The sequence below is a fragment of the Intrasporangium sp. DVR genome (assembly GCF_040365325.1).
Taxonomy (GTDB): Bacteria; Actinomycetota; Actinomycetes; order Actinomycetales; family Dermatophilaceae; genus Intrasporangium.
The window spans coordinates 492,609-507,132 of sequence record NZ_BAABZW010000005.1 but is presented as its reverse complement, the minus strand read 5'-3'; the positions used below and the strand labels follow the sequence as shown (position 1 = coordinate 507,132).

Sequence of the window (14,524 nt, the reverse complement as noted above, 5' to 3'; positions counted from 1 at the left end):
ATCATTGAACGCTAGCGATCACCGCCCACCCCGCGCCTTCCGTTTTCCTCCACCGGCCTCGTCGCGGACGCCCGCGTTTCCTGAGACGCTGACGTCATGACCCGACCCGAACGAGACCGCGATGCGCTCGGGCGTGCTCGACAGGCACGGCCGCGTGACGCGCTGGGCCGGCCCCTGCCGTACGGCGCCGCGGGCGTCGAGCCGGTCTCCGAGGAGCCCCTGCCCCCTGAGGAGACGTTGCGCACGGCCCGAGAGCTGGTCGCAGCCGGCCGGCCGTTCGCCGCCCATGAGGTCCTCGAGGTGCGGTGGAAGTCCGGCCCGGCCGAGGAGCGCGACCTCTGGCAGGGCCTGGCCCAGCTCTGCGTGGCGATCACCCATGCGGCCCGAGGCAACCACACGGGGGCACACCGGCTCGCACAGCGGGCAGCGGCGAGGTTGGCCGCCTACGCAGCGACGGGGCGCGCGACCTACGGCGTGGATCTGGACGCGGTCACGGAGTGCGCCAAGAGGCAGGTTGAGGCGGGCCGGGACGGCGCGGCGGACGGATCGCCGGCTGATGCCGCCCGAGATGACTGGTGAGCTCCGGGCGGCCGAAGTCATTCAGGACTGCTACCGTCATTCCCGTTGCCGTTGCAGTCCGCGCTCCAGGGCTCGGCACGAGTGAGACGCCGCACGCGAAGGTTCGCGCGACGGCTCGGTCGTGGCCATCGGCGGCCTTGAGCTCTCCACACGGGAGACTCGATAACAAGAAGAGGCAATACCAGTGGCAACAGGCACCGTGAAGTGGTTCAACAGCGAAAAGGGCTTTGGCTTCATCGAGCAGGATGGCGGCGGCGCTGACGTCTTCGTTCACTACTCGGCCATCGACAGCGGCGGCTACCGCGAGCTGCAGGAGGGCCAGAAGGTCGAGTTCGACGTGACTCAGGGCCCGAAGGGTCCCCAGGCCGAGAAGGTCAAGGTCATCTGACCTGATCAACCGGAGGCGGTGACCGCCTCCACGCGCAAGGCCCTCGACCGACCGGTCGGGGGCCTTGTCCTGTGTCGGGCTCCGTCACACGTCACTGCGCCGCCGGACCCGACCGGGATACCGCGGGCCCCCAGCGGCGCCCTCGGTCGACAGCGCAGCCACGGCCGCGCCGAGGAGCACCAGGGCCAGTGCTCCGACGAGGCCCAGCAGGCGCGGGGCCGGGGTCAGGCCCCCCAGACCCCAGGCGTAGGCGAGTCCCACCACCGCGAACAGGGCCGTGCCGGTGAGCAGCGACCGGATGGCGGGACGGTGACCGTGTCGGGCGCCGTGCAGGAGCAGGATCGCGACGCCGACGCACACCATGCCCACGACGGGTGCAACATCGACCGCCCCGAGGACCCGGTGGACCGCGAAGGGTCGGCCCGCGTCCGTGCCCGCCACCCCCAGCAGCCCGAGGCCGGCCAGCGCCACGGCCGTGCTCGCCGCGAGCGACCCCCCTCGCGTTCGGGGTCCGGGCCGGGGTGGCGCCCCGCGTTCGAAACGAGCGACGAGCAGGACGATGACCGCGAGAAGCGTCCCGGCCACGATCAACCACACCAGCCTGACGGCCCACCACGAGATCCCGGGTGGGTCGGGGTGCGGCACCCCGCTGGGGGCCAGGACGCGCGCGACGAGGGCCATGACCGGCTGGTGCCACAGGAAGATCGACATGATCGACAGGTTGAGCGCGACCACGATCGACCACACCCGGGGTCGCTGCAGCCACCGGTCCACCGGCGCCCGCGCCAGCACGGCGATGCCCGCCTGGGTGAGGGCGAGAGCGGTCAGCGCGGCCGTGGGTGGGTTCATGTTGACGAGCTCGTCGCCCGGGACGCCCACCATGCGGGCCGGGTAGGGCCCCGCCGTCAGCAGCATGAGCGCCGAGCCGCCGAGCACGGCCAGCAGCGTGGCCGCACGTCGTCCGAGGGCCCGGTCGGCGTAGAGGTAGCCGAGCTGGTGGACGAGGGCCCAGACGATGAGGACGTTGGCGTAGGCGACCCAACCGAGGCCGGCTCCCATCCGGAGCAGCTCGGTCACCCCCACCGCGGCCAGTGCCACGCTGACGACCCGCCACCCCCACCGCCTGTGCCAGCCCAAGGTGACCGGCGTCAGTGCCGTCACGACCACGTAGACGCCGAGGAACCAGAGCGGCTGCAGCAGGATCTCGGCGCCGGCCCCGAGGCCGGGGGCGTCAAGAAGCGCCTGCGCAAGGTTGCCGAGCAGGACCGCGACGAGCAGGACCGCGGTCGGCGCGAGCAGCCGGTGCATCCGGCGGTCGACGAACGCGGCGTACCCCTCGCCGCGTTCCTGGGCCCCGAGCCAGCTGCGCCGGTTCGCGTACCCGCCGACGAAGAAGAAGAGGGGAATGACCTGGAACACCCACGTCAGCGGCCACAGCTCGGGTGCCTCGCCGAGCGCGCTGCGGTGGCGGACCTGCCCGTCGCTCCAGAACAGGTCGGTGACCAGCCAGTGCCCCACGACGACCGCGATGATGCTGCCCGCTCGCAGCAGGTCCAGGAAGCGGTCGCGTCCGGGTGCGGGCACCTGCGTGGTTTCACGCACACCATCACGGTAGTGCTCCGGTTTGCCGCTGGGTTGGCTTCGCCGCCGAGACCAGGAAACCCGGGCGCTCCCTCTCCTACCGTCGGGGCCCCGGGGGCGCGTCCTGGCGAGGTCGCTCGGCGATGACGACGGCTTGGCTGTCCCGTTCGGGGCGGACGGCCCGGCGCTCGAACCGGGCCACCTCCGCCAGGCCGGTGGATCCGAGCGCCCGGCTGACCTCGTCGAGTGTGCGCAGGTAGCGGTGCAGGGTGACGTCGTGCCCGTGGCGCCGGAAGCTCCCGGAGACGTCCCGGGCGCCCTGACCGGACTGGAAGGCGACGAGGACGACCCCGCCCGGTCGCAGGAGCCGGCCGAGCTCCTCGGCGATGCGAGGCAGGTCGGTGTCGGGGCTGTGGATCGTGGAGTACCACGAGAACACGCCGTCGAAGCTCGCGTCCGCGTGGGGCAGGGCCGTCAACGTCCCCACCTGCGACACGACGTCCGGGTGGTCGCGACGGGCTCGCCTGACCATCGCGGGCGAGAGGTCGACCCCCTCGACCGCGCAGCCCAGGTCGCGGAGGACCGTGAACATCCGCCCCGCGCCGCAGCCGGCATCGAGGACCTGGCGCTCCCCGGGGACCAGGGAGGCGAAGTGTCGGATCAGGGCGAGGTCGACCGGCGCCTCCGGCCCGGTCGACCGGAAGTTGTCCCCGTAGGTGTCGGCCAGGTCGTCGTAGGCGGCACGCACCATCTGCTCATCCTGAGGGCTCGTCACCCGAGAGAGTGTCGCAGGTGCGAGAGGGATGCACGGCTCCCGCGTCGTCCCAACGACCCCGCCGTATGCCGCTGAGCCCACCCCGCGCCCTGGGTGGGCTTCGTGCGGGGCGGGCTCAGCGGCATACGGGATCCTCAGGGTCTCGTGGTGGCCACGTCGGCGTCGCTCGGCTCCTCGAGACTGCGGCGGAAGGCCTCGTACCGCGCCACGTGGTGCGGCCGGCGCCGCAGCACGGCCCACGCGATCCCCAGGACCACGAACCACACGGGCGTCACGAGCAGGGCGCGCAGCGTGTCGGCCTCCTGGGTGAGGGCCCAGATGAGGAAGCCGAAGAACGCGAAGACGACCCAGACCATGGCGACCCCACCGGGCAGCCGGAAGGTCGAGCGCGCGTGCCGCTCCGGGTGCTTCTTCCGGTAGGCCAGGTAGGACACGAGGATCATCGTCCAGACGAACATGAAGAGCAGGGCCGAGATCGTCGTGACCACGGTGAACGCCTCCATGATGGACGTGCCGGCGTAGAGCAGGGCCACACCGCCGAGCAGGAACACGCAGGAGAAGACGAGGGCGCTCGCGGGCACCTTGCGCCTCGTCAGCCGGCGCAGGCGCGAGGGGGCGTCACCCTCGAGGGCGAGACCGTAGATCATCCGCGAGGTCGAGTACATGCCGGAGTTGGCGGACGAGGCGGCCGAGGTGAGCACGACGAAGTTGATCACCGAGGCTGCGATCCCGAGTCCGGCGAGGCTGAACATCCCGACGAAGGGTGATGTGTCCGCCACGACGTCGCGCCACGGCGTGACGGCCATGATGACGACGAGGGCACCCACGTAGAAGAGCATGATCCGGATCGGGATCGAGTTGATGGCCCGGGGGAGGGTCCGCTCGGGGTTCTTCGTCTCAGCAGCGGTCGTGCCGACGAGCTCGAGGCCGACGAAGGCGAAGACGGCGATCTGGAAGCCGGCGACGAAGCCCATCACGCCGGTGGGGAACATGCCGCCGTCGTTCCACAGGTTGGTGAACGAGGCCCGGGCGCCGTCGGGGGCGGTGAACGAGCTGAAGACCATGACGACGCCCACGATGATCAACGTGACGATCGCCACGATCTTGACGAGGGCGAACCAGAACTCCGTCTCGCCGAACGCCTTGACCGTGGGCAGGTTGAGGCCGAGGAGCAGGGTGATGGCTGCGACGCCGGGGATCCACAACGGCAGGTCAGCCCACCAGTACGTCACGTAGCCGGCGATCGCGACGATGTCGGCGATGCCCGTGACGATCCAGCAGAACCAGTACGTCCAGCCGGTGAAGAAGCCGGCCCACGGCCCGAGCAGGTCCGCCGCGAAGTCGGTGAACGACTTGTAGTTGAGGTTGGACAGGAGCAGCTCGCCCATCGCCCGCATGACGAAGAAGAGCATGAAGCCGATGATCATGTAGACGAAGATCACCGAGGGTCCGGCGAGCGAGATCGTCTTGCCCGAGCCCATGAAGAGGCCGGTGCCGATGGCGCCGCCGATGGCGATGAGCTGGATGTGACGGTTGGAGAGGGAGCGCGCCAGGTGCGGGCTGTCGCCGTTCGAGCCGTCGGCTCCTCCCGAGCCCCCTTCGGCAGCAGGGGTTCTCGCGGCGAGGTCGACGTCGGGCACGTGGGAGAGGCGCGCGCCCGTCGGCACCGCGGGGGCGGTCAGGGTGTCAGCGCCGTTGCTGAGGTCAGGCATGGTCCGGGTCCGTTCCGGCAGAGGATGGATGGCTCCTCCCCGCTCTGTATCGGACCTGAGAGATTCGCGGAGCGAGGCTCCGTTTGCACCGTCGGTGTGCGGGGACGGGACGTCCGGGCACTTTCCAGAGTTGCCTAGCCGTGGCGGTACGGGGGCCTGAGAGATTCCCGGGGAGGGTTTGCTCCTTCGGCGCCCGCTGCTCCTGGTTCAGGACGGCGGGACTCTCCCGCCACAGTTCGATGGCATTTTCAATTAGGTGATGGGCGCTGACGGTAGACCCGGGTCGCCGGGCGCACAAGACCCCGGCCACATCGCGGTCAGCCGCCATGCGGACTGGCCATTGACGGCAGGCGGGTCGCCGCCTACGGTGAGCCCGACAACTGCACATTCGCCGTTCGAATCGCAGCGGGAGAGCTCGCGACCAGCAGGTCGCGGCGCCGAAGGAGCAACTTCTCCCCAGAATCTCTCAGGCCACCATGACCGTTGCGGTGAGGCGAACTCTGGAAAGCAGGACCTGGTCCTGCACCCACGGTGCAAGCCGTCCCTCGGGTCGGTGAAGCTCTCAGGTCCACATGACAGAGCGGGGAGGCAACCCCACCAGTCGCGCCCACGGGCGTGCACAGACCAGGGAGCCTCCCGCAATGACGCACCGACCTCCGCTGACGCCTACCGTCGACTTCCACACCCGCCACATCGGCTTCTCCGCCGACGACCAGGCCAAGATGCTGGCCGAGCTCGGCTTCGACTCCCTCGACTCCCTCGTCGACCGGGCCGTGCCCAAGGGCGTGCGCAACGCCTCCGCGCTCAACCTCCCGCAGCCGCTCACCGAGGCGCAGGTCCAGGCGGAGCTGCGCGGCCTCGCGGAGCAGAACGACTCCTCCGAGGCGATGATCGGCCTCGGCTACCACGGCACCATCACGCCCGCGGTGATCCGCCGGAACGTCGTCGAGAGCCCGGCCTGGTACACCGCCTACACGCCGTACCAGCCGGAGATCAGCCAGGGCCGCCTCGAGGCGCTGATCAACTTCCAGACCATGGTCGGCGACCTGACGGGCCTCGCCACGTCCAACGCGTCGCTCCTCGACGAGGCAACCGCCGTGGCCGAGGCGATGACGGTCATGCGCCGGACGAGCAAGGTCAAGGCGGAGCGGATCGTCGTCGACGCCGACCTCTTCCCGCAGAGCATCGCCGTCCTCCGGACGCGCTGCGAGGCGATCGGGGTGGAGGTCCTCGTCGCCGACCTGGGCCAGGGTCTGCCGGACGAGGAGTTCTTCGGCCTCGTCGTGCAGTACCCCGGTGCGTCCGGCGCCGTTCGCGACCACGCCGAGCTGACGGCCGCCGCACACGAGCGCGGAGCCCTCGTCGCCGCCTCGGCGGACCTGCTGGCCCTCACGCTCCTCGCCGCGCCGGGCGACTGGGGTGCCGACATCGCGATCGGGTCGACCCAGCGCTTCGGCGTCCCGATGGGCTACGGCGGCCCGCACGCCGGCTACATGGCCGTCCGCGAGGGGCTCGAGCGCTCGCTGCCCGGCCGCCTCGTCGGCGTCAGCGTCGACTCGGCCGGCCGACCCGCCTACCGGCTCGCCCTGCAGACCCGCGAGCAGCACATCCGCCGCGACAAGGCGACGTCGAACATCTGCACGGCCCAGGTCCTGCTCGCGGTCGTGGCGTCGATGTACGCCGTCTACCACGGCCCCGAGGGGCTGCGGGCCATCGCGACGGACGTGCACCGTAAAGCGGTGTCGCTCACCGCGGCACTCGAGGCCGCCGGCGTCGAGGTCGTCCACGAGGCCTTCTTCGACACGGTCCTGACCCGGGTGCCGGGTCGCGCCGCCGAGGTCGTCGCGTCGGCCGCCGCCCGCGGTGTCCACCTGCGCGAGGTCGACGCCGACCACGTCGGCATCTCCTGCTCCGAGACGACGAGCGAACAGCACCTGTCGGCCGTCCTCGCCGCCTTCGGTGCGAGCGACGCCGGCCTCGACCTCGACGCAGCGACGGACCGCCTCCCCGAGGGTCTGCGCCGGACGTCCGCCTACCTGACCCACCCGGTCTTCTCGGCGCACAGGTCGGAGACGGCGATGCTGCGCTACCTGCGCTCGCTCTCGGACAAGGACTACGCCCTCGACCGGGGCATGATCCCGCTCGGCTCGTGCACGATGAAGCTCAACGCGACGACGGAGATGGAGCCGATCAGCCTGCCGGGCTTCGCGGCCCTGCACCCCTTCGCGCCGGCCTCGGCCGCCATCGGCTACACCACCCTGGTCGACGAGCTCGAGTCGTGGCTCGCCGAGGTCACCGGCTACGCCAAGGTGTCCATCCAGCCCAACGCCGGCAGCCAGGGCGAGCTCGCCGGGCTGCTCGCGATCCGCGGCTACCACCGCTCCCGCGGCGAGGGCGAGCGGGACGTGTGCCTCATCCCGGCGAGCGCGCACGGGACGAACGCCGCCTCCGCCGTGATGGCCGGCATGCGGGTCGTCGTCGTGAGGACCGCACCGGACGGCACCGTCGACCTCGACGACCTGCGCGCCAGATGTGAGGAGCACTCGCCCCGGCTCGCCGCGATCATGGTGACCTACCCGTCGACCCACGGCGTCTACGAAGAGGGCATCACCGAGCTGTGCGAGGTCGTGCACGCGCACGGCGGCCAGGTCTACGTCGACGGCGCCAACCTCAACGCCCTGCTCGGCCTCGCGGCTCCCGGGTCGTTCGGCGGCGACGTGTCGCACCTCAACCTGCACAAGACGTTCTGCATCCCGCACGGCGGCGGCGGTCCCGGCGTCGGCCCGGTAGCGGTCGCCGCGCACCTCGTCCCGTTCCTCCCGTCGCACCCCCTCCACCCCGACCCCGCGCGCCGCGAGGGAGTCGGTCCGGTGAGTGCAGCCCCCTTCGGCTCGGCGAGCATCCTGCCGATCAGCTGGGCCTACGTGCGGCTCATGGGCGCCGAGGGCCTGACCCGGGCGACCAAGGTCGCGGTCCTCGCCGCGAACTACATCGCCGCGCGGCTGGCCCCGCACTTCCCGACGCTCTACACGGGCGAGGACGGCCTCGTCGCCCACGAGTGCATCCTCGACCTGCGTCCGCTGACCAAGGAGTCGGGGATCACCGTGGACGACGTCGCCAAGCGCCTCGTCGACTACGGTTTCCACGCCCCGACGATGAGCTTCCCCGTGGCGGGCACGCTCATGGTCGAGCCGACGGAGTCGGAGGACCTCGGTGAGGTCGACCGCTTCATCGACGCGATGATCGCGATCCGCGCCGAGATCGACGCGGTCATCGACGGCGCGGTCAGCGCCGCCGACAGCCCGCTGCGGCATGCCCCCCACACGGCCCGCTCGCTCGTCGGTGACTGGGACCGCGCCTACTCCCGCGAGGCGGGCGCCTACCCGGCGGGGATCAGCGACACGAAGTACTGGCCGCCGGTCGGGCGCATCGACCAGAGCCACGGCGACCGCAACCTCGTCTGCTCGTGCCCCGCGCCCGAGGCCTTCGAGAACTGAGCGCGGCACCCGAGCGCACCCGCGGCGCCCACCGGGCGACCGACCTCCCCGTACCGACCCGACCCCGAGAGCAGGGACCATGACCCGACAGACCGCGCTCAGCGGCATCCACGAATCCCTCGGTGCCACCTTCACCGACTTCGCCGGCTGGCGGATGCCGCTGCGCTACGGCAGCGAGCTCGCCGAGCACCACGCCGTCCGGCAGGCGGCCGGCCTCTTCGACCTGTCCCACATGGGCGAGATCGAGGTCGTCGGCCCGCAGGCCGCGGCCCTCCTCGACCACGCCCTCGTCGGCGACATCAGCGCCATCGCCGTGACGAAGGCGAAGTACACGATGATCTGCCAGGAGGACGGCGGCATCCTCGACGACCTCATCGTCTACCGGCTCGAGGACGACCGCTACATGGTCGTCGCCAACGCCTCCAACGCCGAGACCGTCCTCACGGCGCTGCTGGAGCGGGCGCCCGGTTTCGACGCCGAGGTGCAGGACCGGCGCGATGACTGGTCGCTCGTCGCGATCCAGGGGCCGAAGGCCCAGGAGATCCTCGCCGAGCTGACCGACGCCGACCTGCCGGCGCTCAAGTACTACGCCATCCTCGAGACGACCGTCGCCGGTCGCGCCGCGCGCCTCGCCCGAACCGGTTACACCGGCGAGGACGGCTTCGAGATCTTCTCGGCGCCCGCGGACGCCCCCGCCATCTGGGAGGCGCTCTCGGCCGCTGGGGCCGAGCGGGGACTCATCCCCGCCGGGCTCGCGTGCCGCGACTCGCTCCGCCTCGAGGCCGCGATGCCGCTCTACGGCAACGAGCTGAGCACCACCACGACGCCGTATGCCGCTGGGCTCGGTCGCGTGGTCAAGCTCGACAAGCCGGGTGGTTTCGTCGGTCGGGACGCGCTCGCCGCCGTCTCCGAGCAGCCGATCGCCCGCGTCCGGGTCGGGCTGCGACCCGAGGGCCGTCGGGCCCCGCGGCACGGCTACACCGTCGTCGACCCGGCGTCCGACGCGACCGTCGGCGAGGTGACGAGCGGCGCGCCGTCGCCGACTCTCGGTCACCCCATCGCGATGGCCTACGTCGACCGGGCGCTCGCCGAGCCGGGCACCCGTCTCGACGTCGACGTCCGCGGCACGCGGGTGCCCGCCGAGGTCGTCGCCCTGCCCTTCTACAAGCGCGCCCGCTGACGCGCAGTTCCCTTTCACCACAAGACTTTTCGAGGAGATTTCCATGAGCACCATCCCCGCAGACCTCAAGTACACGAAGGACCACGAGTGGGTCCGTGTCGAACCAGGTCCCGACGGTGACATCGCGACCGTCGGCATCACCGCGTTCGCCGCCGAGGCGCTCGGCGACGTCGTCTACGTCGACCTGCCCGAGGCGGGCTCGACCATCACGTCGGGCGAGACCTGCGGAGAGGTCGAGTCGACGAAGTCGGTCAGCGACCTCTACGCCCCACTGACCGGCGAGGTCACCGAGGTCAACGCCGCCGTCGTCGACGACCCCAGCCTCGTCAACGCCGAGTCCTTCGAGGGCGGCTGGCTCTTCCGCGTCCGCGTGGCCGACGGCCTCGACGACCTCCTCGACGCCGACGGCTACCGCGCCGTCGTCGAGAGCGCCTGAGGAGGCGGCCATGAACCTGCTCAACCAGCAGCTGTCCGCCGTGGACCCCGACGTCGCCGCCGCTCTCGACGCCGAGCTCCAGCGCCAGGAGTCGACCCTCGAGATGATCGCCTCCGAGAACTTCGCGCCGCTCGCCGTCATGCAGGCGCAGGGGTCGGTCGCGACGAACAAGTACGCCGAGGGCTACCCCGGCCGGCGCTACTACGGCGGCTGCGAGCACGTCGACGTCATCGAGCAGCTCGCCATCGACCGGGTCAAGGCGCTCTTCGGCGCCGGCTTCGCCAACGTGCAGCCGCACTCCGGCGCCCAAGCCAACACGGCGGTGTTCTTCGCGCTGCTCCAGCACGGTGACACGATCCTCGGCCTCGACCTGGCCCACGGCGGCCACCTCACCCACGGGATGCGGATCAACTACTCCGGCAAGAGCTTCGACGTCGTGCCCTACCACGTCGGCGACGACGGCCGCGTCGACATGGCCGAGGTCCGCCGGCTCGCGCAGGAGCGCAAGCCGAAGATGATCATCGCCGGCTGGTCGGCCTACCCGCGGGTGCTCGACTTCGCCGAGTTCCGCGCGATCGCCGACGAGGTGGGCGCGTACCTCTTCGTCGACATGGCCCACTTCGCGGGCCTCGTCGCCGCCGGGCTGCACCCCAACCCGGTGCCGCACGCCCACGTCACGACGTCGACGACGCACAAGACGCTCGGCGGCCCCCGCGGCGGGATCATCCTGACCAACGACGCCGACATCGCCAAGAAGATCAACTCGGCCGTCTTCCCCGGCCTGCAGGGCGGTCCGCTCGAGCACGTCGTCGCCGCCAAGGCGGTCTCCTTCCTCGTCGCCGGCAGCGAGGAGTTCCGGGACCGGCAGCGCCGCACGCTCGAGGGCGCCTCGATCCTCGCCGAGAGGCTGTCCGCCGCCGACGCGCGTGACGCGGGCATCAAGGTCCTGAGCGGTGGCACCGACGTCCACCTCGTCCTCGTCGACCTCGTCGACTCCGAGCTCGACGGCAAGCAGGCCGAGGACCGGCTCCACCGGATCGGGATCACGGTCAACCGCAACGCCGTCCCCAACGACCCTCGCCCGCCGATGGTCACGTCCGGTCTGCGGATCGGCCCCCCGGCGCTCGCCACGCGCGGCTTCGGCGCCGACGAGTTCACCGAGGTCGCGGACGTCATCGCCGAGGCGCTGACGGGCGAGCTCACCGACGAGACGGCCGGGCTCCTCCGGGGCCGGGTCGAGGCGCTCGCGGCCAAGCACCCGCTCTACCCGGCTGTGCCCGAGCTGTCGTCATGACCAGCACCGGCACGCTGCCCGACGGGCGGCGCCTGCTCCGTCTGGAGGTGGCCAACGCGGCCACCTCCGTCGAGCGCAAGCCGGCCTGGATGCGCCAGCAGCTGCGGACCGGTCCGGGCTACGCCGAGGTCGCCGGCCTCGTCGATCGGGCCGGCCTGCACACCGTGTGCCAGGAGGCTCGGTGCCCCAACATCTTCGAGTGCTGGGAGGACCGCGAGGCCACCTTCCTCATCGGAGGTGACCAGTGCACCCGCCGCTGCGACTTCTGCCAGATCGCGACGGGCAAGCCGCAGCCGCTCGACCGGGACGAGCCGCGGCGGGTGGCCGAGTCGGTGGCGCAGATGGGGCTGCGCTACGCGACGGTGACCGGCGTGACGCGGGACGACCTCGACGACGAGGGCGCCTGGCTCTGGGCCGAGACGGTCCGCCAGATCCACGAGCTGACGCCCGGGGTCGGTGTCGAGCTGCTCGTGCCCGACTTCAGCGGCCGCACCGACCTCATCGACGTCGTGCTCGCCTCCGGCCCGCAGGTCTTCGCCCACAACATCGAGACGGTCCCCAGGGTGTTCCGCCGGATCCGGCCGGGGTTCCGTTACGACCGCAGCCTCGAGGTCATCGCGTATGCCGCTCGGCTGGGTGCCGTGACGAAGTCGAACCTCATCCTCGGCATGGGGGAGGAGCCGGAGGAGGTCGTTGCGTCCCTGACCGATCTCCGCAGCGCGGGCTGCGACCTCGTCACCATCACCCAGTACCTTCGCCCCTCGGCCCTCCACCACCCGGTCACCCGGTGGGTCGAGCCCGCCGAGTTCGACGAGCTCGCGGTCATCGCCCGCGAGCTGGGGTTCACCGGGGTGATGAGCGGTCCGCTCGTCCGGTCGTCGTACCGGGCCGGACGGCTCTACGCTCAGGCCGTCGCGGGCCGCCGGCACGCAGAAGGAGCCTGACATGGCGCTGAGCGTCTTCGACCTCTTCTCGATCGGCATCGGGCCGTCGAGCTCGCACACGGTCGGCCCGATGCGGGCCGCGGTGCTGTTCGCCGAGCGCCTCCGGGACGACAGCGTCCTGCCGCGCACGACCCGGATCGTCGCTCAGCTGTTCGGCTCCCTCGGCGCGACCGGTCACGGGCACGGCAGCGACAAGGCGGTGCTGCTCGGCCTCTCCGGGGAGCGGCCCGAGCTGTGCGACCCGCGGAGTGTCACCGGCCGGCTGGAGCAGATCCGCCGAGAGCAGCGGATCTCCCTGCTCGGGCATCACGAGATCACGTTCGACGAGGACACCGACCTCGTCCTGCACCGGCGCAGGACGCTGCCACTGCACCCGAACGGGATGACGTTCACCGCCTACGACTCCCTCGGCGAGATCGTCTCGGAGCACACCTACTACTCGGTGGGCGGTGGCTTCGTCATCGGTGAAGGTGCCGACGGGGAGACCCGGGTCGTGGCGGACACGACCGAGGTCGCCCACCCGTTCCGCACCGGCGACGAGCTGCTGGCGCACTGCCGACAGTCCGGCAAGTCGATCGCGCGCATCATGCTCGAGAACGAGCTGTCCTGGCGCACCGAGGCGGAGGTGCGGGCCGGGCTGCTCCACATCTGGTCGGTCATGCAGGAGTGCGTCCGCAACGGGATGGCCACCGAGGGCATCCTCCCCGGTGGTCTGCGGGTCCGGCGGCGGGCCCCCGAGCTGGCCCAGAAGCTCAAGCTCGAGAGCGGCAGCACGGACCCGCTGCGCGGCATGGACTGGATCACCCTCTATGCGCTGGCCGTCAACGAGGAGAACGCGAGCGGCGGGCGTGTCGTGACCGCTCCGACGAACGGCGCAGCCGGGATCATCCCGGCGGTGTTGCACTACTACGCCGCCTTCGTGCCGGGCGCCGACGAGGACGGGATCGTCCGGTTCCTGCTGACCGCGGCTGCGATCGGCGTGATCTACAAGGAGACCGCATCGATCTCGGGCGCCGAGGTCGGCTGCCAGGGCGAGGTCGGCTCGGCGTGCTCGATGGCGGCCGGCGCGATGGCTGCCGTGCTCGGCGGCACCCCCGAGCAGGTGGAGAACGCCGCCGAGATCGGGATGGAGCACAACCTGGGCCTGACCTGCGACCCCGTCGGTGGTCTGGTCCAGATTCCGTGCATCGAGCGCAACGCCGTCGCCTCGGTCAAGGCGATCACCGCCGCTCGGACCGCGCTGCGCGGCGACGGGTCCCACGTCGTCTCCCTGGACCAGGTCGTCAAGACCATGCGAGAGACGGGCGCCGACATGAAGGTCAAGTACAAGGAGACCGCGCGAGGAGGGCTGGCCGTCAACGTCATCGAGTGCTGATCGCGACTCGCCGGGCGCTGGGCCCGGGCCGGCCCGGGGAGCCGGCCCAGCGGCATACGGCATCCGTCGGCGGGCAGCCACGCGCCGGGGTCACCTCGTTGCACCGCTCCTCCGGCACGCGCATGCTGGCGAGTGAGGAGGCCGAGCCATGACCAAGTACACCCTGTTGTATCGACTGGGCGTCACTCCCTGGGAGCGCTACGCATCGGCTGCGGCCGACAGCATCAAGGCGCTGCTCGACCGGGAGGAGGCCGAGCGCACGGCGCCGCTGGGCCGGGCTCTCGACCTCGGCTGCGGACGGGGACGCCACACACCGGAGCTGGCGAGACGGGGCTGGGCCGCGGTCGGCGTCGACAACGTCCCGAGTGCCATCGAGACGGCCCGAAGACAGGCCACCGAAGGGGTCCGCTATGTCGTCGGCGACGTGACCGACCTCCCGGCAGCGGGTCTGGGCACCTTCGACTTCTTCCTCGACATCGGGTGCTTCCAGGGCCTTGATGAGGCGCAGCGTCTCGCGGTGGGGCGCGGAGTGAGCGCGCTGGCGAACTCCTCCGCGACGCTGCTCATGCTGGCCTTCGGCCCGAGTCGGCTCCACACGCTGCTCGAGGGTGTCACGCAGGACGAGGTGGTGGACGCGTTCCCGGGCTGGGACCTCGTTGCGGTCGAGCCGGCGGAAACCGCGGGCCTGGGGTGGCCGATGAACCGCACGTCGCCGCAGTGGTACCGACTCCGCCGGCCCGCCGGGCCAACGGCAGCCGCCTGA

The 14,524-nt window shown here is 71.3% G+C and carries 13 protein-coding genes and 3 riboswitches; of the genes, 10 read left to right on the top strand and 3 right to left on the bottom strand.

Going from position 1 to position 14,524, the window contains the following annotated elements; all coding sequences use genetic code 11:
- Positions 1-96 precede the first annotated feature (96 nt).
- Together ABWV20_RS06925 and ABWV20_RS06920 are read left to right on the top strand one after the other, a co-directional pair.
- Positions 97-579 carry a DUF309 domain-containing protein gene (locus ABWV20_RS06925; protein WP_353354099.1) on the top strand — a complete coding sequence of 161 codons (483 nt, stop codon included), beginning with the start codon at positions 97-99 and terminating at the stop codon, positions 577-579.
- A 184-nt stretch (positions 580-763) separates the two neighbouring features.
- Positions 764-967: a cold-shock protein gene (locus tag ABWV20_RS06920; protein WP_353354098.1), complete on the top strand. Its 204-nt coding sequence runs from the start codon at positions 764-766 to the stop codon at positions 965-967.
- An 84-nt stretch (positions 968-1,051) separates the two neighbouring features.
- Here the strand turns inward: ABWV20_RS06920 and ABWV20_RS06915 are convergent, their stop codons facing one another.
- The 3 genes from ABWV20_RS06915 to cycA all read right to left on the bottom strand — a co-directional run bounded on the left by ABWV20_RS06915 (position 1,052) and on the right by cycA (position 5,035).
- On the bottom strand, positions 1,052-2,569 hold the full coding sequence (locus tag ABWV20_RS06915) for an acyltransferase family protein (protein WP_353354097.1): 1,518 nt from the start codon (positions 2,567-2,569) through the stop codon (positions 1,052-1,054).
- Positions 2,570-2,645: 76 nt separating this feature from the next.
- Entirely contained in the window at positions 2,646-3,323 is a 678-nt protein-coding gene (locus ABWV20_RS06910; protein ID WP_353354096.1) for a class I SAM-dependent DNA methyltransferase, read from the bottom strand.
- Between the two features lie 134 nt (positions 3,324-3,457).
- Positions 3,458-5,035 (bottom strand): D-serine/D-alanine/glycine transporter, encoded by a 1,578-nt coding sequence (cycA, locus tag ABWV20_RS06905; protein WP_353354095.1) that lies wholly within the window; start codon positions 5,033-5,035, stop codon positions 3,458-3,460.
- 134 nt (positions 5,036-5,169) lie between these two features.
- A riboswitch (glycine riboswitch) is annotated at positions 5,170-5,274 on the bottom strand.
- Between the two features lie 157 nt (positions 5,275-5,431).
- Positions 5,432-5,528: riboswitch (glycine riboswitch) on the top strand.
- Between the two features lies 1 nt (position 5,529).
- Positions 5,530-5,624: riboswitch (glycine riboswitch) on the top strand.
- Positions 5,625-5,676: 52 nt separating this feature from the next.
- Between cycA and gcvP the strand changes: the two genes are divergently transcribed.
- The 8 genes from gcvP (at position 5,677) to ABWV20_RS06865 (ending at position 14,524) form a co-directional block, all read left to right on the top strand.
- Positions 5,677-8,532: an aminomethyl-transferring glycine dehydrogenase gene (gene gcvP / locus ABWV20_RS06900; RefSeq protein ID WP_353354094.1), complete on the top strand. Its 2,856-nt coding sequence runs from the start codon at positions 5,677-5,679 to the stop codon at positions 8,530-8,532.
- Between the two features lie 79 nt (positions 8,533-8,611).
- Positions 8,612-9,712, top strand: coding sequence for a glycine cleavage system aminomethyltransferase GcvT (gcvT, locus tag ABWV20_RS06895; RefSeq protein WP_353354093.1), 1,101 nt, complete (start codon positions 8,612-8,614; stop codon positions 9,710-9,712).
- Positions 9,713-9,755: 43 nt separating this feature from the next.
- Positions 9,756-10,148 (top strand): glycine cleavage system protein GcvH, encoded by a 393-nt coding sequence (gene gcvH / locus ABWV20_RS06890; RefSeq protein WP_353354092.1) that lies wholly within the window; start codon positions 9,756-9,758, stop codon positions 10,146-10,148.
- Between the two features lie 10 nt (positions 10,149-10,158).
- On the top strand, positions 10,159-11,442 hold the full coding sequence (gene glyA / locus ABWV20_RS06885) for a serine hydroxymethyltransferase (RefSeq protein WP_353354091.1): 1,284 nt from the start codon (positions 10,159-10,161) through the stop codon (positions 11,440-11,442).
- The gene (lipA, locus tag ABWV20_RS06880) at positions 11,439-12,386 is read left to right on the top strand and encodes a lipoyl synthase (protein WP_353354090.1); all 948 of its coding nucleotides are present in this window, start codon (positions 11,439-11,441) and stop codon (positions 12,384-12,386) included. Before glyA ends, lipA begins: the two co-directional genes overlap by 4 nt.
- A 1-nt stretch (position 12,387) precedes the next feature.
- Entirely contained in the window at positions 12,388-13,761 is a 1,374-nt protein-coding gene (locus ABWV20_RS06875; RefSeq protein ID WP_353354089.1) for an L-serine ammonia-lyase, read from the top strand.
- Positions 13,755-13,913, top strand: a complete 159-nt coding sequence (locus tag ABWV20_RS06870; RefSeq protein ID WP_353354088.1) for a hypothetical protein — start codon at positions 13,755-13,757, stop codon at positions 13,911-13,913. The genes ABWV20_RS06875 and ABWV20_RS06870 overlap by 7 nt, the downstream gene beginning before the upstream one ends.
- The gene (locus ABWV20_RS06865; protein ID WP_353354087.1) at positions 13,910-14,524 is read left to right on the top strand and encodes a class I SAM-dependent methyltransferase; all 615 of its coding nucleotides are present in this window, start codon (positions 13,910-13,912) and stop codon (positions 14,522-14,524) included. Before ABWV20_RS06870 ends, ABWV20_RS06865 begins: the two co-directional genes overlap by 4 nt.

What these genes read in the sequence shown, in the direction of transcription:
- gcvT (WP_353354093.1), top strand. Translation starts at nt 8,612, where the DNA reads ATGACCCGACAGACCGCGCTCAGCGGCATCCACGAATCCCTCGGTGCC.
- gcvP (WP_353354094.1), top strand. Translation starts at nt 5,677, where the DNA reads ATGACGCACCGACCTCCGCTGACGCCTACCGTCGACTTCCACACCCGC.
- glyA (WP_353354091.1), top strand. Translation starts at nt 10,159, where the DNA reads ATGAACCTGCTCAACCAGCAGCTGTCCGCCGTGGACCCCGACGTCGCC.
- ABWV20_RS06925 (WP_353354099.1), top strand. Translation starts at nt 97, where the DNA reads ATGACCCGACCCGAACGAGACCGCGATGCGCTCGGGCGTGCTCGACAG.
- ABWV20_RS06875 (WP_353354089.1), top strand. Translation starts at nt 12,388, where the DNA reads ATGGCGCTGAGCGTCTTCGACCTCTTCTCGATCGGCATCGGGCCGTCG.
- cycA (WP_353354095.1), bottom strand. Translation starts at nt 5,035, where the DNA reads ATGCCTGACCTCAGCAACGGCGCTGACACCCTGACCGCCCCCGCGGTG.
- ABWV20_RS06865 (WP_353354087.1), top strand. Translation starts at nt 13,910, where the DNA reads ATGACCAAGTACACCCTGTTGTATCGACTGGGCGTCACTCCCTGGGAG.
- gcvH (WP_353354092.1), top strand. Translation starts at nt 9,756, where the DNA reads ATGAGCACCATCCCCGCAGACCTCAAGTACACGAAGGACCACGAGTGG.
- lipA (WP_353354090.1), top strand. Translation starts at nt 11,439, where the DNA reads ATGACCAGCACCGGCACGCTGCCCGACGGGCGGCGCCTGCTCCGTCTG.